The sequence below is a fragment of the Pelagimonas varians genome, assembly GCF_003208435.1.
GTDB lineage: Bacteria > Pseudomonadota > Alphaproteobacteria > Rhodobacterales > Rhodobacteraceae > Pelagimonas > Pelagimonas varians.
Map to the genome: position 1 here is coordinate 56,906 of NZ_QKMF01000003.1, position 26,331 is coordinate 83,236.

26 protein-coding genes are annotated in these 26,331 nt (G+C 56.3%); 21 read left to right on the plus strand and 5 right to left on the minus strand.

The genetic code is table 11. From position 1 onward, the window contains the following. Window positions 1–43: 43 nt before the first annotated feature. The 4 genes from C8N36_RS04620 (at window position 44) to C8N36_RS04635 (ending at window position 4,042) form a co-directional block, all read left to right on the plus strand. The gene (locus C8N36_RS04620) at window positions 44–433 is read left to right on the plus strand and encodes a DUF983 domain-containing protein (protein WP_097804857.1); all 390 of its coding nucleotides are present in this window, start codon (window positions 44–46) and stop codon (window positions 431–433) included. Between the two features lie 559 nt (window positions 434–992). Beyond that, complete coding sequence (locus C8N36_RS04625; protein WP_097804856.1) at window positions 993–2,033, plus strand: TRAP transporter substrate-binding protein; 1,041 nt, start codon at window positions 993–995, stop codon at window positions 2,031–2,033. 111 nt (window positions 2,034–2,144) lie between these two features. Next, window positions 2,145–2,732 (plus strand): TRAP transporter small permease, encoded by a 588-nt coding sequence (locus tag C8N36_RS04630; protein ID WP_176527087.1) that lies wholly within the window; start codon window positions 2,145–2,147, stop codon window positions 2,730–2,732. Beyond that, the gene (locus tag C8N36_RS04635; RefSeq protein ID WP_097804854.1) at window positions 2,729–4,042 is read left to right on the plus strand and encodes a TRAP transporter large permease; all 1,314 of its coding nucleotides are present in this window, start codon (window positions 2,729–2,731) and stop codon (window positions 4,040–4,042) included. Before C8N36_RS04630 ends, C8N36_RS04635 begins: the two co-directional genes overlap by 4 nt. A 75-nt stretch (window positions 4,043–4,117) precedes the next feature. Here the strand turns inward: C8N36_RS04635 and C8N36_RS04640 are convergent, their stop codons facing one another. Further along, on the minus strand, window positions 4,118–4,591 hold the full coding sequence (locus C8N36_RS04640; RefSeq protein WP_097804853.1) for a tRNA (cytidine(34)-2'-O)-methyltransferase: 474 nt from the start codon (window positions 4,589–4,591) through the stop codon (window positions 4,118–4,120). 113 nt (window positions 4,592–4,704) lie between these two features. After that, window positions 4,705–7,644 carry an isoleucine--tRNA ligase gene (ileS, locus tag C8N36_RS04645; RefSeq protein WP_097804852.1) on the minus strand — a complete coding sequence of 980 codons (2,940 nt, stop codon included), beginning with the start codon at window positions 7,642–7,644 and terminating at the stop codon, window positions 4,705–4,707. Between the two features lie 268 nt (window positions 7,645–7,912). On the opposite strand from ileS, the gene C8N36_RS04650 reads away from it, so the two are divergent. Then, the gene (locus tag C8N36_RS04650; RefSeq protein ID WP_097804851.1) at window positions 7,913–8,329 is read left to right on the plus strand and encodes a group III truncated hemoglobin; all 417 of its coding nucleotides are present in this window, start codon (window positions 7,913–7,915) and stop codon (window positions 8,327–8,329) included. 3 nt (window positions 8,330–8,332) lie between these two features. Here the strand turns inward: C8N36_RS04650 and C8N36_RS04655 are convergent, their stop codons facing one another. Continuing rightward, the gene (locus tag C8N36_RS04655) at window positions 8,333–8,806 is read right to left on the minus strand and encodes a DUF2269 family protein (RefSeq protein WP_097804850.1); all 474 of its coding nucleotides are present in this window, start codon (window positions 8,804–8,806) and stop codon (window positions 8,333–8,335) included. Then, complete coding sequence (locus tag C8N36_RS04660; RefSeq protein WP_097804849.1) at window positions 8,806–10,119, minus strand: SDR family oxidoreductase; 1,314 nt, start codon at window positions 10,117–10,119, stop codon at window positions 8,806–8,808. Before C8N36_RS04660 ends, C8N36_RS04655 begins: the two co-directional genes overlap by 1 nt. Before the next feature lie 277 nt (window positions 10,120–10,396). Between C8N36_RS04660 and C8N36_RS04665 the strand changes: the two genes are divergently transcribed. From C8N36_RS04665 to C8N36_RS04740, 16 genes are all read left to right on the plus strand, one after another. Then, a complete protein-coding gene (locus C8N36_RS04665; protein WP_097804916.1) occupies window positions 10,397–12,691 on the plus strand; it encodes a bifunctional salicylyl-CoA 5-hydroxylase/oxidoreductase in 2,295 nt (764 codons plus the stop codon). Next, window positions 12,688–13,446 carry an SDR family NAD(P)-dependent oxidoreductase gene (locus C8N36_RS04670; RefSeq protein ID WP_097804848.1) on the plus strand — a complete coding sequence of 253 codons (759 nt, stop codon included), beginning with the start codon at window positions 12,688–12,690 and terminating at the stop codon, window positions 13,444–13,446. Before C8N36_RS04665 ends, C8N36_RS04670 begins: the two co-directional genes overlap by 4 nt. Continuing rightward, complete coding sequence (locus C8N36_RS04675; RefSeq protein WP_097804847.1) at window positions 13,443–13,922, plus strand: MarR family winged helix-turn-helix transcriptional regulator; 480 nt, start codon at window positions 13,443–13,445, stop codon at window positions 13,920–13,922. The genes C8N36_RS04670 and C8N36_RS04675 overlap by 4 nt, the downstream gene beginning before the upstream one ends. Next, a complete protein-coding gene (locus tag C8N36_RS04680; RefSeq protein WP_370739151.1) occupies window positions 13,922–14,722 on the plus strand; it encodes an enoyl-CoA hydratase family protein in 801 nt (266 codons plus the stop codon). Before C8N36_RS04675 ends, C8N36_RS04680 begins: the two co-directional genes overlap by 1 nt. Next, the gene (locus C8N36_RS04685; RefSeq protein WP_097804845.1) at window positions 14,722–15,879 is read left to right on the plus strand and encodes an acyl-CoA dehydrogenase family protein; all 1,158 of its coding nucleotides are present in this window, start codon (window positions 14,722–14,724) and stop codon (window positions 15,877–15,879) included. Before C8N36_RS04680 ends, C8N36_RS04685 begins: the two co-directional genes overlap by 1 nt. Further along, on the plus strand, window positions 15,876–16,706 hold the full coding sequence (kynA, locus tag C8N36_RS04690) for a tryptophan 2,3-dioxygenase (RefSeq protein WP_097804844.1): 831 nt from the start codon (window positions 15,876–15,878) through the stop codon (window positions 16,704–16,706). Before C8N36_RS04685 ends, kynA begins: the two co-directional genes overlap by 4 nt. 9 nt (window positions 16,707–16,715) lie before the next feature. Further along, entirely contained in the window at window positions 16,716–18,338 is a 1,623-nt protein-coding gene (locus C8N36_RS04695; protein WP_097804915.1) for an AMP-binding protein, read from the plus strand. 177 nt (window positions 18,339–18,515) lie between these two features. Further along, window positions 18,516–19,658, plus strand: coding sequence for an ABC transporter substrate-binding protein (locus C8N36_RS04700; protein WP_097804843.1), 1,143 nt, complete (start codon window positions 18,516–18,518; stop codon window positions 19,656–19,658). A gap of 62 nt (window positions 19,659–19,720) precedes the next feature. After that, the gene (locus C8N36_RS04705) at window positions 19,721–20,641 is read left to right on the plus strand and encodes a branched-chain amino acid ABC transporter permease (RefSeq protein WP_097804842.1); all 921 of its coding nucleotides are present in this window, start codon (window positions 19,721–19,723) and stop codon (window positions 20,639–20,641) included. Next, complete coding sequence (locus C8N36_RS04710) at window positions 20,638–21,621, plus strand: branched-chain amino acid ABC transporter permease (protein ID WP_097804841.1); 984 nt, start codon at window positions 20,638–20,640, stop codon at window positions 21,619–21,621. The genes C8N36_RS04705 and C8N36_RS04710 overlap by 4 nt, the downstream gene beginning before the upstream one ends. Further along, window positions 21,614–22,363: an ABC transporter ATP-binding protein gene (locus tag C8N36_RS04715; RefSeq protein WP_097804840.1), complete on the plus strand. Its 750-nt coding sequence runs from the start codon at window positions 21,614–21,616 to the stop codon at window positions 22,361–22,363. Before C8N36_RS04710 ends, C8N36_RS04715 begins: the two co-directional genes overlap by 8 nt. Then, window positions 22,360–23,049: an ABC transporter ATP-binding protein gene (locus tag C8N36_RS04720; RefSeq protein WP_097804839.1), complete on the plus strand. Its 690-nt coding sequence runs from the start codon at window positions 22,360–22,362 to the stop codon at window positions 23,047–23,049. Before C8N36_RS04715 ends, C8N36_RS04720 begins: the two co-directional genes overlap by 4 nt. 3 nt (window positions 23,050–23,052) lie before the next feature. Continuing rightward, a complete protein-coding gene (locus C8N36_RS04725; RefSeq protein ID WP_097804838.1) occupies window positions 23,053–23,460 on the plus strand; it encodes an acyl-CoA thioesterase in 408 nt (135 codons plus the stop codon). Further along, complete coding sequence (locus C8N36_RS04730; RefSeq protein ID WP_097804837.1) at window positions 23,457–23,867, plus strand: RidA family protein; 411 nt, start codon at window positions 23,457–23,459, stop codon at window positions 23,865–23,867. Before C8N36_RS04725 ends, C8N36_RS04730 begins: the two co-directional genes overlap by 4 nt. Then, window positions 23,864–25,060, plus strand: coding sequence for a kynureninase (gene kynU, locus C8N36_RS04735; protein WP_097804836.1), 1,197 nt, complete (start codon window positions 23,864–23,866; stop codon window positions 25,058–25,060). Before C8N36_RS04730 ends, kynU begins: the two co-directional genes overlap by 4 nt. A 7-nt stretch (window positions 25,061–25,067) precedes the next feature. After that, window positions 25,068–25,307: an Lrp/AsnC ligand binding domain-containing protein gene (locus C8N36_RS04740; protein ID WP_097804835.1), complete on the plus strand. Its 240-nt coding sequence runs from the start codon at window positions 25,068–25,070 to the stop codon at window positions 25,305–25,307. 99 nt (window positions 25,308–25,406) lie between these two features. Here the strand turns inward: C8N36_RS04740 and C8N36_RS04745 are convergent, their stop codons facing one another. After that, window positions 25,407–26,288 carry a MurR/RpiR family transcriptional regulator gene (locus C8N36_RS04745; protein WP_097804834.1) on the minus strand — a complete coding sequence of 294 codons (882 nt, stop codon included), beginning with the start codon at window positions 26,286–26,288 and terminating at the stop codon, window positions 25,407–25,409. Window positions 26,289–26,331 lie beyond the last annotated feature (43 nt).

The window sequence follows — 26,331 nt, forward strand, 5'->3', positions numbered from 1 at the left end:
ATATTGAAACTGTATCCAGTGGCCAAGATGTAGGAGAATCACCATGACACAGGCGAATAGCCAGATTTTGACAGATCAGCCCGAACGGAGCGTCAAGCGCGCCATCGGTCGTGGGCTTTTGCTGCGTTGCCCTGATTGCGGCAAAGGTGCGATCCTGCATAGCTATCTCAAGGTGAACGAAACCTGTGATTGCTGCGGGTTAGAGCTGAGCCGCGCCAAAGCGGACGATGGTCCGGCCTATCTGACCATCTTGATTGTCGGCCATATCGTTGGTTTTGCGATGCATTTCTCGTTTGTCACATGGCGGCCAGAGCCGATTACCATGGTCACAATTGGCCTGACATTGGCGATTACCAGTTCGCTGATTATGCTGCCCCGGATGAAGGGGCTGATCATCGGGTTTCAATGGGCGAAACGGATGTACGGTTTTTAGGCGCTGATAGTTTGTTCGGCGTTGGCGCAATTGCGCGCCCGGAGTGGTAAGATGGGCTTGTCCGGAGCGGGCAGGCCCATTTTGTTGTGAAACGGTATGAGTGTCGCAAATGGTCGACCTAATTGCGGTTTCTGATGCGAACCAAATGGTTCTGAGCTGTATATTGGATAAGAGCCGAATGGCCCTATTCCCGTCCAGAGGGTCGACTTTGCGAATCTATGAACCCGATTGGTCGATGTGGAGGTGGGCTAACGTGATTTCGGGCGCGTTATTGGCATAATGATAGGGAATGTTGCGCGAACTTCCGTCCGGTCTTGGTTGGAGTTGCACGGTAAGCTGTTGAAAATGAACAACTTAATACGCCATTGAAAAATAGTGAAACCTGCTAGCGCCCAAAGTTGTTGCATTTGAAACGATCTTGTCCCAGACTAATCTGGCATCGCATGTTGGAACCGCTGTCGCCTGTTGGTTCAAAACTAGAATAGTGCGATACACATATTTGGCCGTTGGTGCAGAGGAGCGCCAACCATGCCGACGACGGTCATATTGGGAGGATATTATGACTCAGCTTCGCAGGACGTTCCTGAAAACGGTTGCTATGGCAGCCATCACCACTGGTGCGCTGGCAACCAGCGCTATGGCCGCTGAGGTCACGCTGCGTCTACATCAATTCCTGCCCGCGCAGGCCAATGTTCCGAAAAACGTACTGGACGTCTGGGCCAACAAGGTCGAAGCCGACAGCGACGGCCGCATCGAAATCCAACGCTTCCCGTCAATGCAGCTCGGTGGCTCGCCTCCCCAATTGTTTGACCAAGTTGTTGATGGCGTTGCCGATATTACCTGGACTGTTGCAGGCTACACCCCTGGCCGTTTCCCGCGTGCCGAGGTGTTCGAACTGCCCTTCACCATGACCAACGCCGAGGCCGTGTCGCGCGCCTATTGGGAATTGGCCGAAGAAAGCATGCTGGACGACGACTTTAAGCAGGTCAAAGTTTTGGGCCTATGGGTTCACGGCCCGGGCGTTATCCACTCCAAAGAGCCAATCACAACAGTTGACGACCTCAACGGTGTAAAGCTGCGTGCGCCAACACGTCTGACCAACAAAATGTTCAGCAATCTGGGCGCAACGCCCGTGGGTATGCCGGTTCCAGCGGTGCCCGAAGCGCTGTCCAAAGGTGTTATCGACGCGACCGTCATTCCTTGGGAAGTCACCGGCGCCTTGAAAGTCAACGAAATGGTGGGAAATCACACCACATTTGGCGATGATGTTTTGTACACAACGACCTTTGTTTTTGCGATGAACAAAGACCGCTACAATGCGCTGCCTGACGATCTTAAGGCCGTGATTGATGCCAACTCAGGCCTTGAGTTCTCCGGCTTTGCCGGCAAACAGATGCAGATGGACGACGAAAGCTCGTACATGCAGGCCAAAGATCGTGGCAACAACATTATCGTGCTGGATGAAGCTCAAGTTGACGGATGGAAAGCGGCAGCTGCCTCGACCACCGAAGCATGGGTTGCCGAGATGGACGAAAAAGGGATCGACGGTACGGCTTTGAGGGCCCGCGCCGCTGAGCTGATCGCCAAAAACACCAAGTAATCGGATCGTCATATCCGGCCTTGATCCTGTCTGGATCTAAAGGGAAGCTGATCGGACTGCCCCCGCATTTGCGGATGTGGGGGCACCCTTGCCGATCCAAAGGAAAAATTCATGCTAAATCGGATAGAGCGCGCGATGGAAAACATGGCGCGGGTGATGGCAATCATCGGCGGCACAGTGCTGACTGTGTTGGTAATACTAATTTGTGTCAGTGTCTTAGGGCGCGGATTGAACACACTTGGTCATGCGGAATTTATGGCGGAAGGATTGGGCAAGGCGCTGATCGGGACCGGTGTTGGTCCGATTACAGGTGATTTCGAATTGGTCGAGGCGGGGGTGGCTTTTGCGATCTTTTCCTTTTTGCCAGTGGCTCAGCTCTATTCAAGCCATGCGACAGTAGACATTTTTACCTCCTTTTTGTCCGTCAAGGCCAACAAGTTTATCCAAGCGTTTTGGGAGGTTATTTTTGCCATTTTGATGATTGTCATCACGTGGCGCCTGTATGAAGGCACGATGAACAAACTGGACTATGGCGAGACAACTTTCATGCTGCAATTCCCGATCTGGTGGGCCTATGCTGCCAGCCTGTTCGCGTCGGCTATCGCGGCGATCACGGCGATCTACACAGCCTTTGCCCGTATCGCCGAAACCCTGACCAAGCGGCACATTCTCCCCTACTCCGAAGGAGCCTCCCATTGACTATGCTTGAAATGGGCTATGTGTCCTTCCCGGTTCTGTTGGTGATGATTTTCCTGCGCGCACCTATCGGCCTTGCGATGATGCTATGCGGCATAGGCGGCCTGTATTTTTCAATGGGCGGCAGCACGATGGTGTTGGCCAAGCTCAAGAATGAAACCTATTCGACCTTCTCTAGCTATTCGCTGACCATTATCCCGATGTTCCTGCTTATGGGGCAGTTTGCGACGTTGTCTGGCATGTCGTCTGCTTTGTTCAAAGCGGCCGAAAGCTGGCTTGGACACCGCAAAGGCGGCGTGGCTATGGCGGCTGTTGGGGCCTGTGCTGGCTTTGGCGCGATCTGTGGATCATCCCTTGCAACGGCTGCCACGATGAGCCGGGTCGCCCTGCCGGAACTGCGTCAATATGGCTATGCTGGCGGATTTAGCACCGCGACTTTGGCGGCGGGAGGAACGCTGGGCATTTTGATCCCTCCGTCGGTGATTTTGGTGATTTACGCAATCTTGACCGAACAGAACATCGCCAAACTGTTCCTAGCAGCCTTCATTCCCGGAATTCTTGCAGCGCTCGGGTATATCCTGACCATCTCGATCTACGTCCGTGTGAATCCCGAAAGTGCTGGCACGCGTGCGGCTGTGCCAATGCCCGAACGTGTCAAAGCCCTGATCGATGTCTGGCCGGTGGTCTTGGTGTTCGGCTTGGTTGTTGGCGGGATTTATCTGGGTTGGTTCACCCCCACCGAAGGGGCTGCAATCGGCGCGGCGGGTACGGGTGTTATTGCCTTGGTTTCGGGCAATCTTAGCTGGGAAGTGTTCAAGGAAAGCATCATCGCCACCGCTACCAGCACGGCAATGATCTTTTTCATTGTGCTGGGCGCGGCCTTCTATAATTCGTTCCTGGCGCTGTCCCAAGTGCCGCAAGAGCTGTCTCAATGGGTTGTCGGGCAGGGGTTCAGCAGTTGGACCGTACTGATTATGATCTTGGCCTTCTATCTGGTGTTTGGCTGCTTGATGGACAGCCTGTCGATGATCTTGTTGACGATCCCGATCTTCTTTCCGGTGATTTCAGCGCTTGATTTCGGGATGTCGCCGGAACACGTTGCGATCTGGTTCGGGATCCTGGTTTTGATCGTCGTCGAAGTGGGGCTTATCACCCCGCCAGTGGGCATGAACCTGTTCATTATCAACGCGATGGACCGGTCAACGCCGATGGTCGAAACCTACAAAGCAGTGATGTGGTTTGTAACATCAGACCTTGTTCGCGTCGTGCTCTTGGTGGCGTTTCCGGCGATAACATTGTTCTTGATACCGTAAGATTGCCGAGGCAAAGAAAAACCGCCCCGAGCCTAAGGCAGGGGGCGGTTTTTTAGTTGAGTTGGCGCTCGGGTATTAACCGCCGAGCTGGCTGCGCATTGCTTGATAAATCACCGCAGTTGCCACATTTGCCAAATTGAGTGATCGCACCTTTGGATTAAGCATCGGCAAATTGAAAACACGATCATCCAGACCGGCCAGTAGCTCGGGCGGGAGCCCCTTGGTTTCACATCCGAAAACCAGATATCCCTCCTGATCGTAATCAGGGTCGTAAATGGTCTGCTCGCCATATTCCTCAAAGAAATAGAGGCTGTCACGCGGCGGTTTGCGATCATCCAGAAAATCTTGCCAGTTCTCGTATTGGCACAGATCTACATGCTTCCAATAGTCCATTCCAGCGCGGCGCACGGCCTTCTCATCGATGGAAAACCCGTAGGGCTTGATCAGGATCAGCTCCAGATTGAGCGCAAGACAGGTTCGCCCGATTGCACCGGTATTATATGGAATGTCGGGTGTCACCAAGACAACCTTCATGCGCGGTTCGGACATTGGGCTCATCGTCTTTCTAAGTCGTTGGCACAGGGGGTGCCTGCCTTTGCCAAATGGCATCTTTTGACGGTATCGTTTGGTCAAAAGGCGGGGTTGCCCCCGCCTGTTTCCGTTTAGCCCAAGGCGTCGTTACACCGCTTGCAGGTGCCGGCATGTTTGTGCTGTCCGACATCTGGCAGGATTTTCCAACAGCGCTGACACTTTTCACCATCGGCCTTTTCAAACACCACGCCCACGCCTTCGGTTTCCGGCATGCGGAAGGCTTCGGCGGGCTGTGGATCACCTGACAGCGAAATTGCCGAGGTGATGCAGATGTCTTCAAAGTTGACAGATTTCAGCGCAGCCAAAGTATCGGCGTCGCGCACATGCACAACTGGTGCCGCTTCGAGAGAGGCCCCGATAACCTTGTCCGTCCGTTGCACCTCAAGCGCGGCGGTCACGACACGGCGCACCTTGCGCACCTCGGCCCATTTTGCGGCCAAAGGTTCGTCCAGCCAATCCTTGGGCGTTTCAGGCATATCGATCAAGTGGACCGAGCTGGCCTCGCCGGGGAAGCGCTCTAGCCAGACTTCTTCCATGGTGAAGACCAGGATTGGCGCAAGCCATGTGGTCAAGCGGTGGAACAAGATGTCCAGCACTGTGCGGCAGGCATTAGCGCGGTGGCTGTCGCCATCACAATACAGCGCGTCCTTGCGGATATCGAAATAGAAGCTCGACAGATCAATCGTCGCAAAATTGAACACAGTCGAGAAAACGCCCTGAAAATCGAATTCCGAGTAGCCCTTGCGCACCTGATGGTCGATTTCGGCAAGACGGTGCAGCATCAAGCGTTCAAGTTCCGGCATCTCTTCGACAGGAACGCGCTGCTCTGGTTTGAAATCGTTCAGCGCGCCAAGCATATAGCGCATGGTGTTGCGCAAGCGGCGATAGCTGTCTGCCACGCCTTTCAGGATTTCCGGCCCGATCCGCTGGTCGACCATGTAATCGGTCTGGGCAACCCAAAGACGCAAGATATCCGCGCCATATTGTTGGATGACCTTTTCCGGCACGATAGTATTGCCGAGCGATTTGGACATCTTGTTGCCCTTTTCGTCCAGCGTAAAGCCATGTGTGACCACGTTGCGATAGGGCGCGCGGCCCAAGGTGCCACAGGCTTGTAGCAGCGATGAGTGGAACCAACCTCGGTGTTGGTCGGTGCCTTCCATATAGACATCGGCGATGCCGTCTTCGCTGCCGTCTTCGCGGTCGCGCAAGACAAAGGCGTGGGTGGTGCCACTGTCGAACCACACATCGAGAACGTCGAACACTTGATCGTAGTCGTCGGGGTTTACGTCGCTGCCAAGGAAGCGTTCTTTTGCCCCATCGGCATACCAGCAATCTGCGCCTTCGACTTCAAACGCGGCCGCAACGCGGGCGTTCACGGCATCATTGCGCAACAGAAAATCGGGATCGGTGGGCAGCAGGCCTTTGCGTGTAAAGCAGGTTAGCGGAACCCCCCAAGCGCGTTGGCGTGACAGCACCCAGTCCGGGCGCGCTTCGATCATGGAATACAGGCGGTTGCGGCCGGTTTGTGGCCACCATTTCACGAGCTCGTCGATCGAATTGAGCGCGCGCGAGCGGATGGTTTTGCCATGCGTGTCCAGCCCGTCACCCACTTCGCGATCAACCGACGCAAACCACTGCGGGGTGTTGCGATAGATGATCGGTGCTTTGGAGCGCCACGAATGCGGATAGCTGTGCGCCACGCGGCCGCGGGCGATGATGCCGCCCGCTTCGACCAGCTTGGCAATCACAGCGTTGTTGGCTTTTCCTTCTTTGCCTTTTTGGTCAAAGACCCTCATGCCCGCAAAGAACGGAACGTGGCTCAGGAATTCGGATTCCTCGCCGACGTTATGTGTCATCCGGTCCAGCCAGTTGCGCGCAACAAAGCATTCATAGTCTTCTTGGCCGTGGCTGGGGGCGGTGTGCACAAATCCGGTGCCCGCGTCATCGGTGACGTGGTCGCCGTCGATCATCGGAACATCATAGTCCCAATACCCGTCTGCACCGTCCATACCGTTGAAGGGGTGGGCAAGAACCAAGCCGTCAAGCTCATCCGCTGCGACATCGCGCACGCGCTTGAACTGGCCTTCTTCGAGGCGGGCTGCGGTAAAGACGTCCGCTGCCAAAGTATCGGCTAGAATGTATGTTTCGCCTGCCGCACACCAGCATTCTTCCGGTGTTCCGGTGACTTCGTACAGGCCATAGGAAATGCCTTTGCCAAAGGCGACAGCCTTGTTGGACGGGATCGTCCACGGGGTTGTTGTCCAGATCACAACGCGGGCCGTGGCCAGATCGCCAGAGCCATTCTGGACCTTGAAGGGCACCCAGATCGTGTGGCTTTTGTGATCGTGGTATTCAACCTCGGCCTCGGCCAAGGCGGTCTTTTCAACCGGCGACCACATAACGGGCTTGGAGCCTTGATAAAGCGTGCCATTCATCAAAAACTTCATGAATTCTTCGGCGATGACGCGTTCGGCGTGGAAATTCATCGTCAGATAGGGATCGGCCCAATTGCCGGTGATGCCCAAACGCTTGAATTCTTCGCGCTGCACATCCACCCAGCCTTCGGCAAACTTGCGGCATTCTTGACGGAAGTCGATGACATTGACGTCGTCTTTGTCTTTGCCTTTTTTGCGGTACTGCTCTTCGATTTTCCATTCGATCGGCAGGCCGTGGCAATCCCAACCGGGGATGTAGCGCGCGTCGCGGCCCATCATTTGATGGCTGCGCACAATCATGTCTTTGATGGTTTTGTTCAGCGCGTGGCCGATATGCAGATGGCCGTTGGCATAGGGAGGGCCATCATGCAGGGTAAAGGGCGCGCGCTCGGCGTCGGTACCTTTGACCGCAAGGGCCTTTTCACGCAGGCGGTCATAGACCCCGATTTTCTCCCAGCGGTCCAGCCATGCCGGTTCACGCTTGGGCAGGCCAGCGCGCATGGGGAAATCGGTTTTGGGCAGATTGAGGGTCTGTTTATACTCGGGGGTATCTTTAGGCGTATCGGCGCACATTTGGGGCGTCCTTCGGACTGATCTGTCAGGAAATATGGAAAGGGGCGGCGCGGCATTCCAGACGCCTTGTCCCGGCGGCTCGTGTTTTAGAGCGCCGGGTATATAATTCGAATGATGATTGCACGGATATACATCATGGGGGCGTTATAGGCGCGGCGGCGCACGGCGTCCAGAGGGTGCAAGCGCAAGGTTCAATGATGCGCTAATCTGTCCGCTGGCAGGCCTTGTTCAAAAGGCTTACTGATTTTATCGGATTAAGGAGCCGCTGATGACCAACCCTCTTGCCCGATTTCCCGTCACCGCTGATCAGATCGATTGGGTGATGGAGGTGTTTTATGCGCGCATTCGGGTGCATCCCGAATTGGGGCCGGTGTTTGCAGCACATATTGGCGAAACCGATGCCGAATGGGCCGATCACATCGACAAAATTGGCCGTTTCTGGCGCAACGCTATTTTGCGCGATCCTGTTTATAGCGGCAATCCTATGATGGTGCATATGGCAGCCCGCGACGTGAAGGTGCCGCATTTCGGCCCGTGGCTGGAGATGTTCGAGCAGGTGGTGCGGCGCGAATTGCCGGAGGCCAGTGCAGATGCCTGGATAGAACTGGCGCACCGCATTGCGCGCGGTTTCAAAATGCAGCTGAGCGAGCGGGACAATCTGGGCGGCGTACCCATGCTGGGGTGACGTTCACCATAGGGTAGGCCGCGCTAGCATCAGCCATAAGATTCCGGCAACTGCAAAGAACGCGGGAAATCCGCAAGCAAACCAAATGCGAAACAGTTTGTCGTATCGGGCGGGCAGGGCGGTGCCTGTGGCGGCGCAGACCCGTGCAATATTGCGCAACTGGATTTGTATCCACACGACGGGCAGCCAAAAGGCGCCGGTCAGAACGTACAGGCCCAGTGAAACTGCGATCCAGCCTTCGGTCAGATCCCAGCCGGTTTCGCGGGCCAAAAGCCATCCGGTGACCGGCTGCATAAGAACGGCGGTGGCGGTAAACACCGTGTCAGCCAACACAACCGTGCCGGAGACATGCGCAATAATTTTGGCGTCGCGTGTGAAATGGGCGATCAGCATAAAGAATGCGATGCCTGCCCCGGTGCCCAATAGCACAGTCGCCCCGACAATATGCACCCACCGTAAGGTCAGTTCAAATAGCATCAACGTTCCTCAAGCAGGGCCCATGTGACCAAGGCCAATCCGATCGCGGGGCCTATTTTGACCATTGGTCCCAAGGGATCAAGCCACATGCCCGGTGTGATCAGGCTGCCAAGGCCGAGATAGATCGCGCTTACCGCGACCATGCCCAGACAGGCCTTTTGTGCCCAAGGACGCCAAAGCAAAGCAGCGGCAAGGCCTATGTCGACGAGGGACCAAAAGACCACCGATGCACGGGCCGCTCCGCTGCCCCATCCTGCGGTCTCCAAATGCGCAGCGGCATTCGCTAGGCTGATCAGTCCGAAAAGGCCCGAGGTGAACCAAAACACCGCCAGGATCGCAACGCAAAGCGGCATCAATAGGGCCATGCGGGCTTGGAGGCGGTGCTCGGGTCCAAGATGTAGGGTTTGCAAAATCTGCGGTAGCGCCGGTAGTGGTGCGCTCTGCGCGGACCACGGGGCCGGATCGCCGGTCACATCTTGACGAAGCACCTGTGTCGCGGTTGACCGAAGCGGGCTGCGCCAGCCTAACTTCCCCAGTGTATCGGCCCCCCAGCCGGTCAGTCCCAGCATCCATTCGGGGGCTGTCCAGTGCCAGCGCGCCGGGGCAAAGCCCAAAGCCGCGCGATGCCCGGCGATGATGTCTTTAAGGGTTTGCGGGCTTTGCTCCACCAGATCATACGTTGACCCGTCGGGTAATTCACCCACGACAGCCATGGCAACCGCCGTTGCAACGTCGCCGGCGGCAACGCTTTGCATCCGCGCATTCGGCAGTGCAAGCGGTTGTAACACCGGCACTGCGGCCAACATGCGGATCAATCCAGTGCCGCCATAGGCCCCTTGGGCCAAAACCAAACCGGGGCGAAAAATCACAGCCTTTGAACCTGACGCTAAAAGAGCCGCTTCGCCGCGCGCCTTGCTGGATAGAAACTGAATTGGGGTGTCTAACTCGGCTCCGATCGCCGAGATTTGCACGACTAGAATGCCATGTTTTTCTGCCGCCTGACCCAATGCAGCAAGTGCGTGGTGGTGCAGCGCTTCAAGGTCGGTTCCGCCGCCGTCTTGCAAGGCTCCGGCGCAATTGACCACACAGTCCGTATTTTGCAAATGGCGATGCCAATCATCCGGTTTTGTCAGCGTAGCCATGTCCAGCTGCGTGAAGGGCATTGTCGGCAACCTGCGTGCAGCGGCTTGTGCATCGCGCCCTGCTGCGTGAACAATATGACCTTTGGCGACAAGGGTCTGGGCGACCTCTGCGCCGATCAACCCATAGGCCCCCAGCACCAATATCCGTCGAGGCATCACTTCGCTGCCCATGCAGTGTTCCTCCGCAGTCCGTTATGCAAAGCAACACCTGAATTGGTGCGATATTTGAGCAATGTCAGGTCTCTACAGCGCAAGGTCGCCTCCAGTGTGTGAAACAACGTGTTGCAATTGAATGCCAAGTGCCGCCCCGCGTCAAGCCAGCTCTCCGCTTAAAAAACTCCGTTTTGCAGGGGGTTACGAATAAACTTTAAGTATAAAATATTTTTGCTTGAAGCAAATTAAGCCTGCCCCTAAGCTGCGAGTCGTATGACAACCTCAGGAGTTGATGATGCGCTTTGCATGTCTCGGGGGCGGCCCGGCCGGTCTCTATTTTGCGATTTCGATCAAGCTGCGTCTGCCAGACGCTGAGGTGGTGGTTTTTGAACGTAACCGTTCGGATGATACCTTTGGTTGGGGGGTCGTCCTGTCAGACGAAACCTTGGACAATCTGGCGCAAAATGATGAACAAAGCGCGGCGGATATTCGGGCACACTTTGCCTATTGGGACGACATTGCGGTACATCACAGCGGTCAAAAGATGCTGTCCACAGGGCACGGATTTTGCGGAATCGGACGCAAACGTTTGCTGTTGTTGTTGCAAGACCGGGCAAGGGCGCTGGGCATCGACCTTCGCTTTGAAACCGAAGTTGCGTCTGCTGCCGAATATGCCTCCGAATTTGATGTTGTCGTTGCCAGCGACGGGTTGAATTCCAAAACACGCAGCGAATTTGCGCCGGCGTTTCAACCCGAAATCGATACACGGAAGTGCCAGTTTGTCTGGTTGGGCACACATCAGAAATTTGATGACGCCTTTACCTTCATTTTTGAACAAACCGACAAGGGCTGGCTTTGGGCGCATGCCTACCAATTCGATGAGGACACCGCGACCTTCATTGTCGAATGTTCGCAAGAGACCTTTGATGCCTATGGCTTTGGCGAGATGAGCCAGCAAGACTGCATCACAACCTGCCAGGAGGTGTTCAAAGATCACCTTGGCGGTCATGCCTTGATGACAAACGCAGGTCATATTCGCGGATCGGCCTGGCTGCAATTTCCACGGGTTTTGTGCCAAAACTGGAGCCACGAGAATATCGTTTTGCTGGGGGATGCCTCGGCCACGGCGCATTTTTCGATCGGGTCCGGCACCAAGCTGGCGTTGGAAAGCGCCATGGCCTTGGCGGAATATATCGCAGAAGAGCCATCGCTTCAGCAGGCCTTCGACAAATACCAAGATCACCGCCGTGTCGAGGTTTTGCGCCTGCAATCAGCTGCCCGAAATTCGGTAGAATGGTTTGAAGATGTCGAGCGGTATTTACATCTTGATCCGGTGCAGTTGAACTACTCCTTGCTGACGCGCAGCCAGCGGATTAGTCATGAAAACCTGCGTGAACGTGATCCGGCTTGGCTTGGCTCCGCCGAAAACTGGTTTCAGGTGCAAGCAGGGGCTGCCAGCAGTGAAACCCCGCGTGCCCCGATGTTTGCCCCGTTCCAATTGCGCGATATGTCCTTGAAAAATCGCGTGGTTGTGTCGCCGATGGCGCAATACAAGGCGCAGGATGGCTGCCCGACCGATTGGCATCTGATCCACTATGGCGAACGCGCCAAGGGCGGTGCCGGACTGATTTATACCGAAATGACCTGCGCGTCGGCGGATGGGCGCATTACCCCCGGATGCCCGGGATTGTATGCCCCCGAACATGAGGCGGCTTGGGCGCGGCTGAACCGGTTTATCCACGCCGAGACCGAGGCCAAAACCTGTTGCCAGATCGGCCATTCCGGCCGCAAAGGGTCAACCCGTGTCGGGTGGGAGGGCATGGATGAACCTCTGGCCTCGGGCAATTGGGATCTGATGTCCGCCTCCGAAATTGCGTGGTCTGATGGGAACGCAACGCCGCGCGCCATGACGCGCGATGATATGGATGCAGTACGAGATCAGTTTGTGAAATCGGTGCAAATGGCGGATCGCGCAGGGTTTGACATGATCGAATTGCACGCAGCCCATGGCTATCTGATCTCTTCCTTTATCTCTCCGGCCTCGAATGTGCGCGATGACGCCTACGGTGGCAGCTTGGAAAACCGGCTGCGCTATCCGGTCGAAGTTTTTGCGGCGATGCGCGCCGCATGGCCACAGGGCAAGCCGATGTCCGTGCGCATCTCTGCCACTGATTGGCTGGGCGACGAAGGGGTGACGCCGGATGAGGCTGTGCAGATCGCCAAGGCGTTCGCGGATGCAGGCGCGGATATTATCGACGTATCGGCGGGGCAAACCTCTTCGCAGGCCGCGCCGGTCTACGGCCGCATGTTCCAAACCCCTTTTTCCGACCGTATCCGCAACGAGGCGGGGATCAAAACCATGGCGGTTGGCAATATCTTTGAGGCCGATCACGTCAATTCGATCTTGATGGCTGGGCGCGCAGATTTGGTGTGCCTTGCGCGGCCGCATTTGGCGGACCCGTATTGGACCTTGCACGCGGCAACGGCGCTGGGCGACCGGCAAGAAATCTGGCCCAAACCCTATGAGGCAGGCCGCGATCAGGCATGGCGTCTTGCGGATAAAACCGCTGAAGGAATGGGCCGGGTATGAGCGTTTCTGACCGTCATATCATTGTCACAGGAGGCGGCACTGGCGTTGGCGCAGCGGTTGCCGAAACGCTGGCCCATGCCGGTGCCAAAGTCACGATTTTGGGCCGCCGCGAGGCACCACTGCGCGCGGTTGCAAAACAGCATAAATTCATAGGTTGGATCACCTGCGATGTCACTGACAGGCAGGCAGTGGATGCCGCGTTTCGCCAAGCGCGGGAACTTAACGGGCCGATTGGGGCGGTGATTGCCAATGCCGGTGCCGCGCAAAGCATGCAATTTCGAAAAACCACTGTGGATGCCTTTCAGCACATGCTGGATGTCAATTTGACCGGCGTTTTCAACTGCTTTCAAGCGGCGTTGCCAGATTTGGAACTGGCCGGAGAAGGCCAGTTGATCGCCGTGGCCTCGACCGCAGGGCTTAAGGGCTATCCCTATGTGGCTGGGTATTGCGCAGCCAAGCATGGCGTTGTCGGTTTGACCCGCGCTTTGGCCGTTGAACTGGCCTCAACCGGCATTACTGTTAATGCAATCTGTCCGGGATTTGTGGAGACGCCGATGCTTGAGCGATCCATTTCCAACATCAGCGAAAAAACCGGCATGAGCGCGCAAGACGCCGCCAAATCGTTGAAACGCGGCAACCCGCAACAGCGATTTATTCAGGTGGATGAAGTTGCAGGTGCTGTGCTCTGGCTGTGTTCGTCATCGGCACGTTCGGTCAATGGCCATACCTTGAACCTGACCGGGGGCGAGATATGAGTTTGGACCCGATGCCAGAGGCGCATGAACCAGCTTCTAAAGACCGGTTGCGCCTATGGTTGCGATTGCTCAAGTCCACACGGCTGGTCGAGGCGGAATTACGCGAAAACCTGCGACGCGAATTTGGCGCTACCCTGCCGCGTTTTGATGTGATGGCAGCGCTGTCGCGTTTCGACGGCGGACTGAAGATGAGCGCGCTTTCGGGTGTTTTGCGGGTCTCGAACGGCAATGTGACGGGAATTGTCGACCGCCTGACCGACGAAGGTTTGGTGGTGCGCGTTCCCGTGCCCGGTGACCGGCGCGCCTCTCTGGTGCAGCTGACCGACAAGGGGCGTGCCGAATTTTCCCGTCAGGCTGCGGCGCATGAGGCTTGGGTTGATCACATGCTGGGTAGTTTTGACCAAGGTGAGGCGGTCGCGTTGGCGGCCCGTTTAGATGGTTTGGTCGGGACGCTGACTGAAGAAGAGGACACATGATGCGCACTGATGTTACGCATTTTCGCTGCGAAATCCGGGACGGGATAGCCTTTGTTGCGTTGGACCGGCCAGACCGCAAGAACCCGCTGACCTTTGACAGCTACGCTGAATTGCGCGACTGGTTTCGGGATTTGGTCTATGCGGATGACGTGAATGCCGTGGTCTTTGGATCGAATGGCGGCAATTTCAGTTCGGGCGGTGATGTCCATGAAATCATTGGCCCTTTGACCAAAATGACGATGAAGGAATTACTGGCCTTTACCCGCATGACTGGTGATCTGGTCAAAGCCATTGTCAATTGCGGCAAGCCGGTGATTGCGGCCATTGATGGGGTCTGCGTCGGCGCGGGGGCGATCATTGCGATGGCCTCGGACTTGCGCATCGCCACGCCCGACACGAAATGCGCTTTTCTATTCACGCGTGTTGGTTTGGCGGGCTGCGATATGGGGGCCTGCGCGATTTTGCCAAGGATCATCGGGCAGGGCCGCGCCGCTGAGCTGCTCTATACGGGACGGTCCATGTTGGCGGATGAAGGCGCAGCTTGGGGGTTTTACAATTCGGTTGTCCCTGCGGATGATTTGGACGCTGCGGCCGAAACCTTGGCCCGCCGGATCTCGGATGGGCCGAACTTTGGGCATATGATGACCAAAACCATGTTGGTTCAGGAATGGTCGATGTCGATCGAACAAGCGATTGAGGCCGAGGCGCAAGCGCAGGCCTTGTGCATGCAAACCGCAGATTTCGAACGGGCCTTCCGTGCCTTTGTTGCCAAGGAAAAACCAATGTTTGAGGGCAACTGATGGCGGATCGCAGCTTTTTGACATGGCCGTTCTTTGAGGATCATCACCGCGCTTTGGCCGATGGGCTAGAAGATTGGGCGCTGGCCAATCTGGCGCAGATCGATCATGCGAATGCAGACCAGTCTTGCAGGAAACTTGTGGCGGCCTTGGGAACGGCTGGTTGGTTGCAACACAGTGCATCCCCCGAAGGCAAGTTGGATGTTCGAAGCCTGTGTCTGATCCGCGAAACACTGGCGCGCCATGACGGGCTGGCGGATTTTGCCTTTGCGATGCAGGGGCTTGGCACGGGTGCGATTTCGCTTTTCGGATCCGACGCGCAAAAAGCAGACTGGTTGCCCAAAACCCGCGCAGGGGAAGCGATTTCAGCCTTTGCCTTGACCGAACCCCAGTCCGGTTCAGACGTTGCCAACAGCACGATGACGGCGGAATTGGACGGTGAGTTTTATGTGCTGAACGGTGAAAAGACGTGGATTTCCAACGGTGGAATTGCCGATGTCTATACCGTTTTTGCCCGCACAGGCGATGCGCCGGGGGCCAAGGGATTGTCGGCTTTTGTTGTACCGGCAGACACCCCCGGCCTGACCATTGCAGACAGGCTTGATACAATCGCGCCGCATCCACTGGCCACTTTGGAATTCGACAATTGCCGTATTCCGGCCAGTGCTTTGATCGGAAAATCGGGGCAGGGGTTCAAAATTGCCATGTCGGTTTTGGATGTGTTTCGCGCGACGGTCGGTGCTGCGGCCCTTGGCTTTGCCCGCCGTGCGTTGGATGAGGCTGTGAAACGGGTCACAACCCGCCATGTGCAGGGCGCACCATTGGCGGATTTGCAAATGGTACAGGGGCATATTGCCGACATGGCCTTGGACGTTGATGCGGCGGCATTGCTGATTTACCGCGCCGCCTGGACCAAAGACAGTGGTGCCCCGCGCATCACCCGAGAGGCCGCGATGGCCAAACTGTTTGCCACAGATCACGCGCAAAAGATTATCGACACTGCGGTGCAATTGCATGGCGGCGACGGCGTGCGGTCTGGTGAAACCGTTGAACGGCTGTACCGAGAAATCAGGGCGCTTCGAATTTATGAAGGCGCATCGGATGTGCAGCGCGTGATTATCGCACGCCAGACAATTGCGACCTTGGGGGCAATAGCATGACAAACGATCCTGAAAAGCACGGGGCCGAAACCGATTTTGCCCGCAAAATGTCTTATGGCGATTACCTGCACATCGACACGATCCTGTCGGCGCAGCACCCGCTGAGCGACGCGCCAGATGAACTGCTTTTTATCATCCAGCACCAAACCTCGGAGCTGTGGATGAACCTGATGCTGCACGAAGTCGCGTCGGCGCGGCGCTGCATCGCGGCCCACAAGCTGCCCGAAGCCTTCAAGACCTTGGCGCGCGTGTCGCGGATCATGGAACAGCTGAACAGTGCGTGGGATGTGCTGCGCACCATGACCCCAAGTGATTACACAACGTTTCGGGATCAGTTGGGGATGAGTTCGGGCTTTCAATCGTTGCAGTACCGCTTGATTGAATATGCGCTCGGCAACCGCAACCTTGCGATGCTCAAACCGCATTCTCATGACCCTGTCGGCAGTGCGCGGCTACAGTCGGAATTGGCGGAACTGTCATTGTACCAGACGGTCTTGACCTTTGCAGCGCAGCAAGGGCACGACGTCCCCGAAGCCTTGATTTCGACACCTGCCACCGCCCCCCACCAAGCCGATGATGCAGTGCGCGCGCTGTGGGCGAAGGTCTACAAAGATCCGGCGACCCATTGGACGCTCTATGAATTGGGTGAAAAACTCGTCGATCTTGAGGACTATTTCCGACGTTGGCGCTTCAACCATGTGACGACGGTTGAACGGGTGATCGGATTCAAACGTGGCACCGGCGGAACGGGCGGTGTGGATTATCTGAAAATGATGCTGTCGGTCGAGCTGTTTCCAGAGCTGTGGCACGTGCGGACAGAGCTGTAGGGGATGCAGATGCTAGGACCGAGCGCGCACATCGATACGTTTTGTCGGGACAACCTTCCGGCGGCTGAGCATTTGCCTGATTTCCTGCTGGATGGCTTTGACTATCCGGACCGGATCAATGTTGCCGAAGAGCTAACCGATAAAATGGTGACGCAGGGCTTTGGCGATCACACGGCGCTCATCGGCAATGGCCGGCGGCGCACTTACAAAGAGCTGAGCGATTGGACGAACCGTCTGGCGCATGTGATGGTCGATGATCTGGGCATCAAACCCGGCAATCGCGTGCTGATCCGGTCGGCGAACAATCCGGCGATGGTGGCGTGCTGGCTGGCCGCGACCAAAGCCGGAGCCGTGGTGGTGAATTCCATGCCGATGTTGCGGGCAGGCGAGTTGGCCGCAATTGTCGATAAGGCAGAAATCAGCCATGCGCTGTGCGACACACGGTTGCTGGAGGAACTGGAAACCTGCGCCGAAACCTCAGCCTTCTTGACCTCAGTCACCGGCTTTGACGGTACGTCAAACCATGACGCGGATTTGGACCGGTTGGCCTTGGAAAAGCCTGTCCAGTTCGACGCAGTCCAGACCGGCCGCGATGACGTTGCTTTGCTGGGGTTTACTTCGGGCACCACGGGGTCGCCGAAGGCCACGATGCATTTTCACCGCGATTTACTGATCATCGCAGACGGTTATGCCCGCGAAGTTCTGGGCGTCACGCCTGAGGATGTTTTTGTCGGCTCGCCGCCATTGGCCTTTACCTTCGGGCTGGGCGGCCTTGCAATTTTCCCGTTGCGCTTTGGGGCAGCGGCGACACTGTTGGAAAATGCCTCCCCGCCACAGATGGTTGATATTATTCAAAAATACAAGGCGACGGTCTGTTTCACCGCCCCCACAGCCTATCGCGCTATGCTGGCGGCTATGGAGCAAGGTGCAGACCTTAGCAGCCTGCGCGCAGCGGTGTCAGCCGGTGAAACCTTGCCTGCGCCGGTCTATGGGGATTGGCAGGCCAAAACCGGCAAACCGATGCTGGACGGGATTGGCGCAACCGAGATGCTGCATATCTTTATCTCGAACCGGTTTGATGACCATCGCCCCGCGTGTACCGGCAAACCGGTGTCGGACTATGAGGTCAAGATCATCGGCCCGGATGGAGAGACATTGCCGGCGGGCGAGGTCGGCAGGCTTGCGGTGCGCGGGCCGACGGGCTGCCGATATTTGGCGGATGACCGTCAACAAGGGTATGTTCAAAATGGTTGGAACATAACTGGCGATGCCTTTTCCATGGATGCGAATGGTTATCTGCATTTCGCCGCCCGCAACGATGATATGATCGTGTCGGCGGGGTATAATATCGCCGGACCAGAGGTAGAGGCAGCCCTGCTGGCACACCCGATGGTCAAGGAATGTGCCGTGATCGGTGCCCCGGATGAGGCGCGCGGCATGGTGGTCGAAGCGCATGTCGTGATCCAGAATGCTAAGGCGTCCGGCGACGTTATCAAAACCCTGCAAGATCATGTCAAAGCTACAATTGCTCCGTTCAAATACCCCCGTTCGATCGTATTTTGCGATGCTTTGCCCAAAACGCAAACCGGCAAGATCCAGCGTTTTCTGTTGAAAGCGGGGGGCGTAGCATGATGGGCCCCCAGACCAGAAGTCTAAGACTAAAAACGATATTTATGTTGACGCTACCGCCTGTGCATAGATGAATGCACACTTGGCTGGCATCTTGTGACGTGACCAAAGCCTGACTAATCCGACACGCAAAGCCCCCACAAGAGGCGCGACGGCGTGGACCAACATGGAGAAAGACTAATGAAATTGAAATCACTGGCACTGGCGACCTGCATGGCGTCGCTTCCCTTTGCGGCACTGGCCGATGGTCACAGCCTCAAGGTTGGGATGATCACCACCCTGTCCGGCGGCGGCGCGGGCTTGGGCATCGACGTGCGTGACGGCTTTATGCTGGCCGTTGGACAAGCGGACCGCAATGACATCGAAGTTGTCATCGAAGACGACCAGCGCAAGCCGGAAATCGCGGTGCAACTGGCGGATAAAATGATCCAGTCCGAAAAAGTCGACGTGTTGACCGGCATTATTTGGTCCAATCTTGCGATGGCCGTTGTGCCTGCGGCGGTCGCACAGGGCAAATTCTACCTGTCTCCGAATGCTGGCCCATCGGTTTTGGCCGGTAAAGGCTGCAACGAAAACTATTTCAACGTCGCATGGCAGAACGACAACCTGCACGAAGCGGGCGGGGCCTATGCCAACACCGCAGGCTACGCCAACTCGTTCATTCTGGCGCCAAACTATCCGGCAGGCCAAGATGCGCTGACCGGCTACAAACGCATGTATGAGGGCGAGCTGGCAGGTGAGCTGTTCACCAAATTGGGTCAGACGGATTATGCGTCAGAAATCGCGCAAATCCGGGCGTCTGGTGCCGATAGCGTTTATTTCTTCTTGCCCGGCGGCATGGGCATTGCCTTTCTCAAGCAATATGCGGACAGCGGTTTAGAGATCCCCGTTGTTGGTCCGGCCTTCAGCTTTGATCAGGGAATTTTGCAGGCGGTTGGCGATGCTGCGCTGGGCGTTGTGAACACATCGCAGTGGGGCAAAGACATCGACAATGCCACCAACGCGCAGTTTGTCGAAACCTTTCAGGCTGAATATGGCCGTTTGCCGTCGCTCTATGCGTCGCAGGGCTTTGACACTGCAAACCTGTTGATGAGCGCGATGGATGTGGCTGATGTCAATGACGCAGATGCCTTCCGCACCGCACTACAAGCCGCAGATTTTGACAGCACCCGTGGCGCATTCAAATTCGGGTCCAACAACCACCCGATTCAAGACATCTATGTACGCGAAGTGATCAAGGAAGGTGACGTTTACACCAACAAGATCATTGGCACAGCATTGACCGAGCACAGCGATGTCTACGCTGCTGAATGTAAGTTCTAAACACCTATAGGGTTCGGGCGGTTGTACGCCCGGACCCGAACCCGGATACGGAAAACCCCCTCATGTCTATGATCCTCCTTGCCGAACAGGTTCTGAACGGCCTGCAACTGGGCATCATGTTGTTTGTAATGGCCGCAGGTTTAACGCTGGTGTTTGGCGTCATGGGCCTGATCAATCTTGCGCATGGTTCGCTTTTTATGATCGGTGCTTTTGCGGCGGCGGCAGTGGCTGGCGCAACCGGATCGTTTGTGCTTGCCCTAATTGCGGCGCTTAGCGCGGCGGCGGCAGTTGGGGCCTTGGTCGAAGTGGTGGTGATCCGGCGGCTGTACAACCGCGACCATCTGGATCAGGTTCTTGCGACCTTTGCTCTGATCTTAATCTTTTCGGAAGGAACGCGCTGGCTGTTCGGCTCGTTTCCGTTGTTTCTCAATATTCCGTCTTACTTGGCCGGGCCTGTGTCTCTGCCGGGGGGGATCGAATACCCGCTCTATCGGTTGACGCTGATCGCGGTGGGTTTGCTGATTGCTTTGGGGCTGTTCTTGTTGATTAGCCGCACCCGTTTGGGCATCCAGATCCGCGCCGGTGAAAACGACCGCGAGATGATCGCGGCCTTGGGCATCGACATTTCCAAACTATACACAATTGTCTTTGCCATCGGGGCCGGCCTTGCAGGGCTTGCTGGTGCCTTGGTTGGAGCCATCCAATCGGTGCAGGTCGGCATGGGCGAGCCGGTTTTGATCCTTGCCTTTGTGGTGATTGTGATTGGCGGCATTGGATCGATCAAAGGCGCATTGATCGCGTCCATTCTGGTCGGGCTGACCGACACATTGGGCGGCGTTCTACTGCCCGCGCTATTCAAGCAATTCATGGAGGCATCTGCCGCGACATCGGCAGGATCGTCCCTGTCGTCCATGTTGATTTACATCCTGATGGCGGGCGTTTTGATTGTGCGTCCAACCGGCCTGTTCGGAGCGCGCGCATGACCCGTGAAAGCCTGTTTAATATTGTTATGATGTCTCTGCTGATCTTGTTCCCGCTCTGGGCATGGATCGCGGATGAGCCGTTTATGATTACCCTCGCGACCAAAGCGGTGATCCTTGCGCTTGCGGGTGTCGGGCTGAATATCGCGCTTGGTCTGGGCGGGTTGGTCAGCTTGGGGCATGCAGCGTTTTTTGGAATTGGCGGCTATGCAATGGGCATCCTTGCCAGCCACGCCCAAAGCTATAGCCCGATACTGGAAAGCCCGTTTTTGATCGAAGGCACCAAATCCATGCCGGTGATCTGGCTGGTCGCCATCATTTCGTCCGGGCTGGCGGCGCTGGCCATCGGCGTCTTGTCGCTGCGCACCACGGGTGTGTATTTTATTATGATCACGCTGGCATTCGGGCAGATGTTGTTCTTTTTCTCGATCAGTTGGCCTGCTTATGGCGGCGAAGACGGGCTGCCGATCTATGTGCGCAACGGTTTTCCGGGGCTGAACACCTTGGACCCGATCCAGTTTTACGGAATCTGTTTTGCAATCTTGGCAGTGGTGCTGTTTTTCTGCGCGCGGCTGGCAAAATCCCCGTTTGGTTTGGCGCTGAATGCGGCGCGGCAAACTGCGGAACGGGTCGAAACTGTGGGCATTTCTCCGTATCGTTTGCGCTTGGCGGCCTTTACCATTTCGGGCATGATTACGGGGTTGGCCGGGGCGTTGTTTGCCGATCTGAACCGCTTTGTCAGCCCAACAATGTTCAGCTGGCAAACAAGCGGCGAAATCATGGTTTTTGTCATCCTTGGCGGTGTCGCCCGCCTGTTCGGACCAGTGGTTGGGGCGGCTCTGTTTATCTTGCTTGAACACCTGTTGGGGGGGCTGTCGGACTACTGGCATATCTATCTTGGCCTATTGCTACTGCTGATTGTGCTGTTTGCACGTGGCGGTGTCATTGGCACCTTTGCGGGCAAGGGGGCCAACCATGACTAAGGTGATCCTCGAAACCCGCGGTATCAGCAAAAGCTTTGGCGCTTTGCAGGCCAGCAAGGATGTGTCGATTGACCTGCGCGCTGGTGAAATCCATGCGCTGATCGGGCCGAATGGTGCCGGAAAATCCACCTTGATCAAACAGATCGCTGGCAGTTTGGCACCCGATGCAGGGCAGGTCTTTTTGAACGGGCAAGACGTGACAGCCTTGAAAACGGCGGCGCGGGCCAAGCGCGGTCTTGGCCGGACTTTTCAAATTTCAGCGTTGGCGATGGAAGACACTGTTTTGCAAAACGTCACCCTTGGCGCGCTTGGGGCAGGGGCATCGCCGTTCCAGTTTTGGCGTGCGGCCCTGGATGACCAAGCCATGCGCGCTGTGGCCGAAGATGCATTGCAGCGTGTCGGCCTTCAAGATCACGCTTCGGCAATGACCGCCGAACTGTCGCACGGTCAACGCCGCCAGCTTGAAGTCGCGGTGGCACTGACACTAAAACCACGCGCCTTTGTGATGGATGAGCCGATGGCCGGGCTTGGCACCGAAGGGTCCAAACGCCTGACGGTTTTTTTGGACGGGTTGCGGGCAGAGGCCCCGATCCTTTTGGTGGAACACGACATGGATGCGGTTTTTGCACTGGCCGACCGGATTTCTGTGCTGGTCTACGGCGAAGTGATTGCCACAGGCACAGTGCATGAGATCCGCACCAATCCGGATGTCCGCGCCGCCTATCTGGGGGACGAAGAATGACCCTGCTCTCGGTTGACAAAATCACCGCCTCCTACGGAGCAACCCAAGCCTTGTTTGGCGTTTCACTGACGCTTGGCGAGGGCGATGTATTGGCCTTGATGGGCCGCAACGGGATGGGCAAATCCACCACTGTCAAAACCATTTGCAAGTTGTTGCCGGTGACTGCCGGCAAGATCACCATGGCCGGGCAGGATCTGGCACGCCTTCCATCTTACAAAGTGGCGCGTTTGGGCGTCGGGCTGGTTCCCGAAGGGCGGCGCTGTTTCGCCAGTCTGTCGGTGGCGGAAAACCTGATCGCTGCTGCACGTCCCGGTCATTGGGACAGCGCCCGCGTGGCAAAATTGTTTCCAAGGCTGGAAGAGCGACGTGACCAATCCGCTGCGTCCCTGTCAGGCGGGGAACAACAAATGCTGGCCATTGGCCGTGCGCTGATGACCAACCCGCGACTTTTAATCTTGGACGAAGCCACCGAAGGCTTGGCCCCCATCGTTCGTCAGGAAATCTGGGCAGCGATTGCCAAGCTGAAACTTGAAACCGGGATGGCCATTTTGGTGGTTGATAAATCCCTGCGAGAACTGGGGCAGGTCGCGGATCGTGCCGTAATCTTGCAGCGCGGCCAAGACGTGTGGACTGGATCGATGCAAGATCTGAACGATGATGTCACAAACCGGTATTTGGGGGTTTAGGCAATGGCATTCCTCTTTCCTCAAAAGGTGCTATTCAAGCATTGCGATCCTGCGGGAATTGTCTTTTACCCGCGGTATTTCGAGATGATCAACGATTGTGTCGAAGCCTTCTTTGATCAGGTTCTGGATGACCCCTTCGAAGTGTTGTTGCGATCTGCGGGCATTCCGACGGCTGAAATCCAGACCCGTTTTCATGCACCCAGCCGCCACGGAGATGCGCTGGTCCTTACCCTCACGGGCAATCGGGTGGGTCGTAAAAGCTTTACCTTGGATATCGAGGCAACTTGCGGGGATGAGCTGCGGTTTCGAGCCCGATCCACCCTTGTTTACACTGATGCCAATGGTCAGTCACAGCCGTGGTCTCACGCACTGAAATCGAAACTCGACGCCTTTACCGGAGCGCCCCTATGAGCAATCAAATCATTCACCCCGCAGGTTGGGCCCCGGCCAAAGGATACGCCAATGGCGTCTTGGCCTCGGACGGCACTTTGTATGTGGGCGGCCAGATTGGCTGGACCGCGGATCAAGTCTTTGAAGCCCATGACTTCATCGGCCAGATGGAGCAAACTCTGCGCAATATTCTTGCGGTGGTCGAGGCCGCAGGCGGGCAGGCCGCAGACATCACACGCCTGACGTGGTTTGTGAAATCCAAGAAAACCTATCTGGCGCATCAAGCCGAGGTTGGACAAGCTTACCGCAAAATTTTGGGTCGCAATTTCCCTGCCATGTCGATGCTGGTTGTTGCCGATTTGATCGAAGATGAGGCGCTGTTGGAAATCGAAGCCACGGCGTTCTTAGCCAAAGGAGAGGCGCAATGACTGGTGTGTCACTGCCCCGCAAAGAACTGTTCGATATCCCTGAGGGGGTGATCTACCTTGACGGGAATTCGCTTGGCGTTCTGCCCAAAGGGGCGGTCGAACGCGCGGCCTCTGTGATCCAAAATGAATGGGGCGGCCAGTTGATCAAGGCGTGGAACACGGCTGGTTGGATGGCGTTGCCGCAGATCGTCGGGAACAAGATTGCCGACCTGATTGGCGCGCCCGCTGGCTCTGTCGCGACTGGGGATACCTTGTCGATCAAAGTCTACCAGGCCTTGGCTGCGGCTTTGAAAATGCGCCCTGACCGCCGTGTGATTTTGTCGGACAAGGGGAATTTCCCAAGTGACCTGTATATGGCCCAAGGTCTGATCGATACCATCGACAAGGGGTATGAGTTGCAAACCCCCGCACCCGAAGATGTCGCTGCAGCCATCACCAAAGACGTGGCCGTAGTGATGCTGACACAGGTTGATTACCGCTCGGGCCGGATGCACGATATGCAGGCGATCACCAAAGCCGCTCATGCTGCAGGTGCTGTGATGATCTGGGATCTGGCGCATTCGGCCGGCGCAGTTCCGGTCGACATGGCGGCGTCGAACGCCGAATTTGCAGTGGGCTGTAGCTATAAGTACCTGAATGGTGGCCCCGGTGCCCCGGCCTTTATTTATGTGCGGCCAGACGTCGTCGAGGGCATCAAACCAGCCCTGTCCGGCTGGCTTGGGCATGATGCGCCTTTTGCGATGGAGCTGACCTACCGCCCCGCTATGTCCACCGAACGGATGCGTGTCGGCACACCGCCCATCTTGCAGCTGGCTGTTTTGGAACAGGCGCTTTATGCTTGGGATGGTGTCGAAATGGCCGATCTGCGCGCTGCGTCAATCGCCCTGTCCGAAAAATTCATCCACGAAGTCGAGACCCGCTGTCCACAGCTAACACTTGCCAGCCCGCGCGATCCGAATGTCCGCGGCTCGCAAGTCTCGTTTGAATTCGAGAATGGTTACGCCGCGATGCAGGCCTTGATTGAACGCGGCGTGATTGGGGATTTTCGCGCGCCAAATATCATGCGTTTCGGCTTTACCCCGCTCTATCTTGATGAAAAGGATGTGGTTGCCGCCGCTGAAATCATCGAAGATGTGATCGGCAACGATATTTGGCGCGACCCCAAATACAACATCGTTTCGCGCGTAACCTGAGGACACCTTGATGACCTGTCTCTTTGTTCAAATCCAGTGCCGCCCCGGCACAACATACAAAGTCGCCGATGAAATCGCCCTGCGTGAATTTCATTCCGAACTCTATTCCACCAGCGGCCAATATGAGTTGTTGATGAAGCTCTACGTTCCGGAAGACGAGGACGTTGGAAAGTACATCAATGCCAAATTGATGGATATCGACGGCATTGAACGGACCTTTACCACTTTGACGTTCAAAGCGTTCTAACCCAGCGCGCTACTTTCTTGTGCTTCATCTTGCCAGAAAAACTCCGGGGAGCGCGAGGGGCTGGCCCCTCGCATCTGCACTCTCAATTTTGCGCAAACCCTAGTTACTTCGGAAAATCCGGCTTTCACCGATCATTTGCTCAAGTGCGGTGATCCGGTCTGTACTTGAGTACAAGGTTTGAATTTCGGCAACAAACGTCTCGATCAAAAAGTTGATCGCAAGGGTGCTGTCCCAACTCGATGGAACTTCAACCGAGGTCCGAAAGGTATAGGACGCATATTTTTCAATCGGGCTGCCCCATTGGTCGGTGAACAACACGATGTTTGCCCCCTGACCAACCACAAGGCTGGCCAGATGCTGCAATTCTTTCTCGTAGCGGCGAATGTCAAACACGATCAGCGTGGCATTTTCATCCATGTCCAGTAAGGACTGCGGCCAGACCGATGGTGAGCTGTCAAGCAGATGCACACCTGGCCGGATAATCTGAAGATGATTGAAAAAGTAGTGCGCATTTGATCGGGTGATCCGCCCGCCCAAGACATATAGCGCGCGCACCGGATCCGCCATCAGATGAGCAACAGCGTCGAACTCGGCAGGATCAATCCGGTTGATTGTGGCATTGATGTTCTGTGACACTGCCAAGGCAAAGCGGCTCACGATGTGGTCTTTGTTGTCTGTGGCCGTTGGAGGGGCCAGTTTTGCCAGCGGCTCCTTCATTCGGGCGGCAATTTCCTCACGGATCGCGTTTTGCAGATCGGGGAACCCGTCATAGCCCAGTTTCCGTGCCAACCGGATGATCGTCGGTGTCGACACCTCGGCGTTGTCAGCGAGTTTGGTGATGGATTGCAAACCCGCCACAAGGGAATCATCCGTCAAAACGGCGGTCAATCTACGTTCGGCAGCGGTCAACTCTGCCTGCTTGTCGCGTATTCGATCAAGGACAAGGCCCGAAATTTGAATTTTTGACGGTTCTTTAGTCATAAACCTAACGAGTGTAGAGAATGCTACAGAAATTTCCTTGACA

What these genes read in the sequence shown, in the direction of transcription:
- C8N36_RS04745 (WP_097804834.1), bottom strand. Translation starts at nt 26,288, where the DNA reads ATGACTAAAGAACCGTCAAAAATTCAAATTTCGGGCCTTGTCCTTGAT.
- kynA (WP_097804844.1), top strand. Translation starts at nt 15,876, where the DNA reads ATGACAAACGATCCTGAAAAGCACGGGGCCGAAACCGATTTTGCCCGC.
- ileS (WP_097804852.1), bottom strand. Translation starts at nt 7,644, where the DNA reads ATGTGCGCCGATACGCCTAAAGATACCCCCGAGTATAAACAGACCCTC.
- C8N36_RS04710 (WP_097804841.1), top strand. Translation starts at nt 20,638, where the DNA reads ATGACCCGTGAAAGCCTGTTTAATATTGTTATGATGTCTCTGCTGATC.
- C8N36_RS04720 (WP_097804839.1), top strand. Translation starts at nt 22,360, where the DNA reads ATGACCCTGCTCTCGGTTGACAAAATCACCGCCTCCTACGGAGCAACC.
- C8N36_RS04715 (WP_097804840.1), top strand. Translation starts at nt 21,614, where the DNA reads ATGACTAAGGTGATCCTCGAAACCCGCGGTATCAGCAAAAGCTTTGGC.
- C8N36_RS04700 (WP_097804843.1), top strand. Translation starts at nt 18,516, where the DNA reads ATGAAATTGAAATCACTGGCACTGGCGACCTGCATGGCGTCGCTTCCC.
- C8N36_RS04625 (WP_097804856.1), top strand. Translation starts at nt 993, where the DNA reads ATGACTCAGCTTCGCAGGACGTTCCTGAAAACGGTTGCTATGGCAGCC.
- C8N36_RS04675 (WP_097804847.1), top strand. Translation starts at nt 13,443, where the DNA reads ATGAGTTTGGACCCGATGCCAGAGGCGCATGAACCAGCTTCTAAAGAC.
- C8N36_RS04680 (WP_370739151.1), top strand. Translation starts at nt 13,922, where the DNA reads ATGCGCACTGATGTTACGCATTTTCGCTGCGAAATCCGGGACGGGATA.
- C8N36_RS04730 (WP_097804837.1), top strand. Translation starts at nt 23,457, where the DNA reads ATGAGCAATCAAATCATTCACCCCGCAGGTTGGGCCCCGGCCAAAGGA.
- C8N36_RS04665 (WP_097804916.1), top strand. Translation starts at nt 10,397, where the DNA reads ATGCGCTTTGCATGTCTCGGGGGCGGCCCGGCCGGTCTCTATTTTGCG.
- C8N36_RS04620 (WP_097804857.1), top strand. Translation starts at nt 44, where the DNA reads ATGACACAGGCGAATAGCCAGATTTTGACAGATCAGCCCGAACGGAGC.
- C8N36_RS04670 (WP_097804848.1), top strand. Translation starts at nt 12,688, where the DNA reads ATGAGCGTTTCTGACCGTCATATCATTGTCACAGGAGGCGGCACTGGC.
- C8N36_RS04650 (WP_097804851.1), top strand. Translation starts at nt 7,913, where the DNA reads ATGACCAACCCTCTTGCCCGATTTCCCGTCACCGCTGATCAGATCGAT.
- kynU (WP_097804836.1), top strand. Translation starts at nt 23,864, where the DNA reads ATGACTGGTGTGTCACTGCCCCGCAAAGAACTGTTCGATATCCCTGAG.
- C8N36_RS04705 (WP_097804842.1), top strand. Translation starts at nt 19,721, where the DNA reads ATGTCTATGATCCTCCTTGCCGAACAGGTTCTGAACGGCCTGCAACTG.
- C8N36_RS04725 (WP_097804838.1), top strand. Translation starts at nt 23,053, where the DNA reads ATGGCATTCCTCTTTCCTCAAAAGGTGCTATTCAAGCATTGCGATCCT.
- C8N36_RS04660 (WP_097804849.1), bottom strand. Translation starts at nt 10,119, where the DNA reads ATGGGCAGCGAAGTGATGCCTCGACGGATATTGGTGCTGGGGGCCTAT.
- C8N36_RS04685 (WP_097804845.1), top strand. Translation starts at nt 14,722, where the DNA reads ATGGCGGATCGCAGCTTTTTGACATGGCCGTTCTTTGAGGATCATCAC.
- C8N36_RS04695 (WP_097804915.1), top strand. Translation starts at nt 16,716, where the DNA reads ATGCTAGGACCGAGCGCGCACATCGATACGTTTTGTCGGGACAACCTT.
- C8N36_RS04655 (WP_097804850.1), bottom strand. Translation starts at nt 8,806, where the DNA reads ATGCTATTTGAACTGACCTTACGGTGGGTGCATATTGTCGGGGCGACT.
- C8N36_RS04630 (WP_176527087.1), top strand. Translation starts at nt 2,145, where the DNA reads ATGCTAAATCGGATAGAGCGCGCGATGGAAAACATGGCGCGGGTGATG.
- C8N36_RS04640 (WP_097804853.1), bottom strand. Translation starts at nt 4,591, where the DNA reads ATGTCCGAACCGCGCATGAAGGTTGTCTTGGTGACACCCGACATTCCA.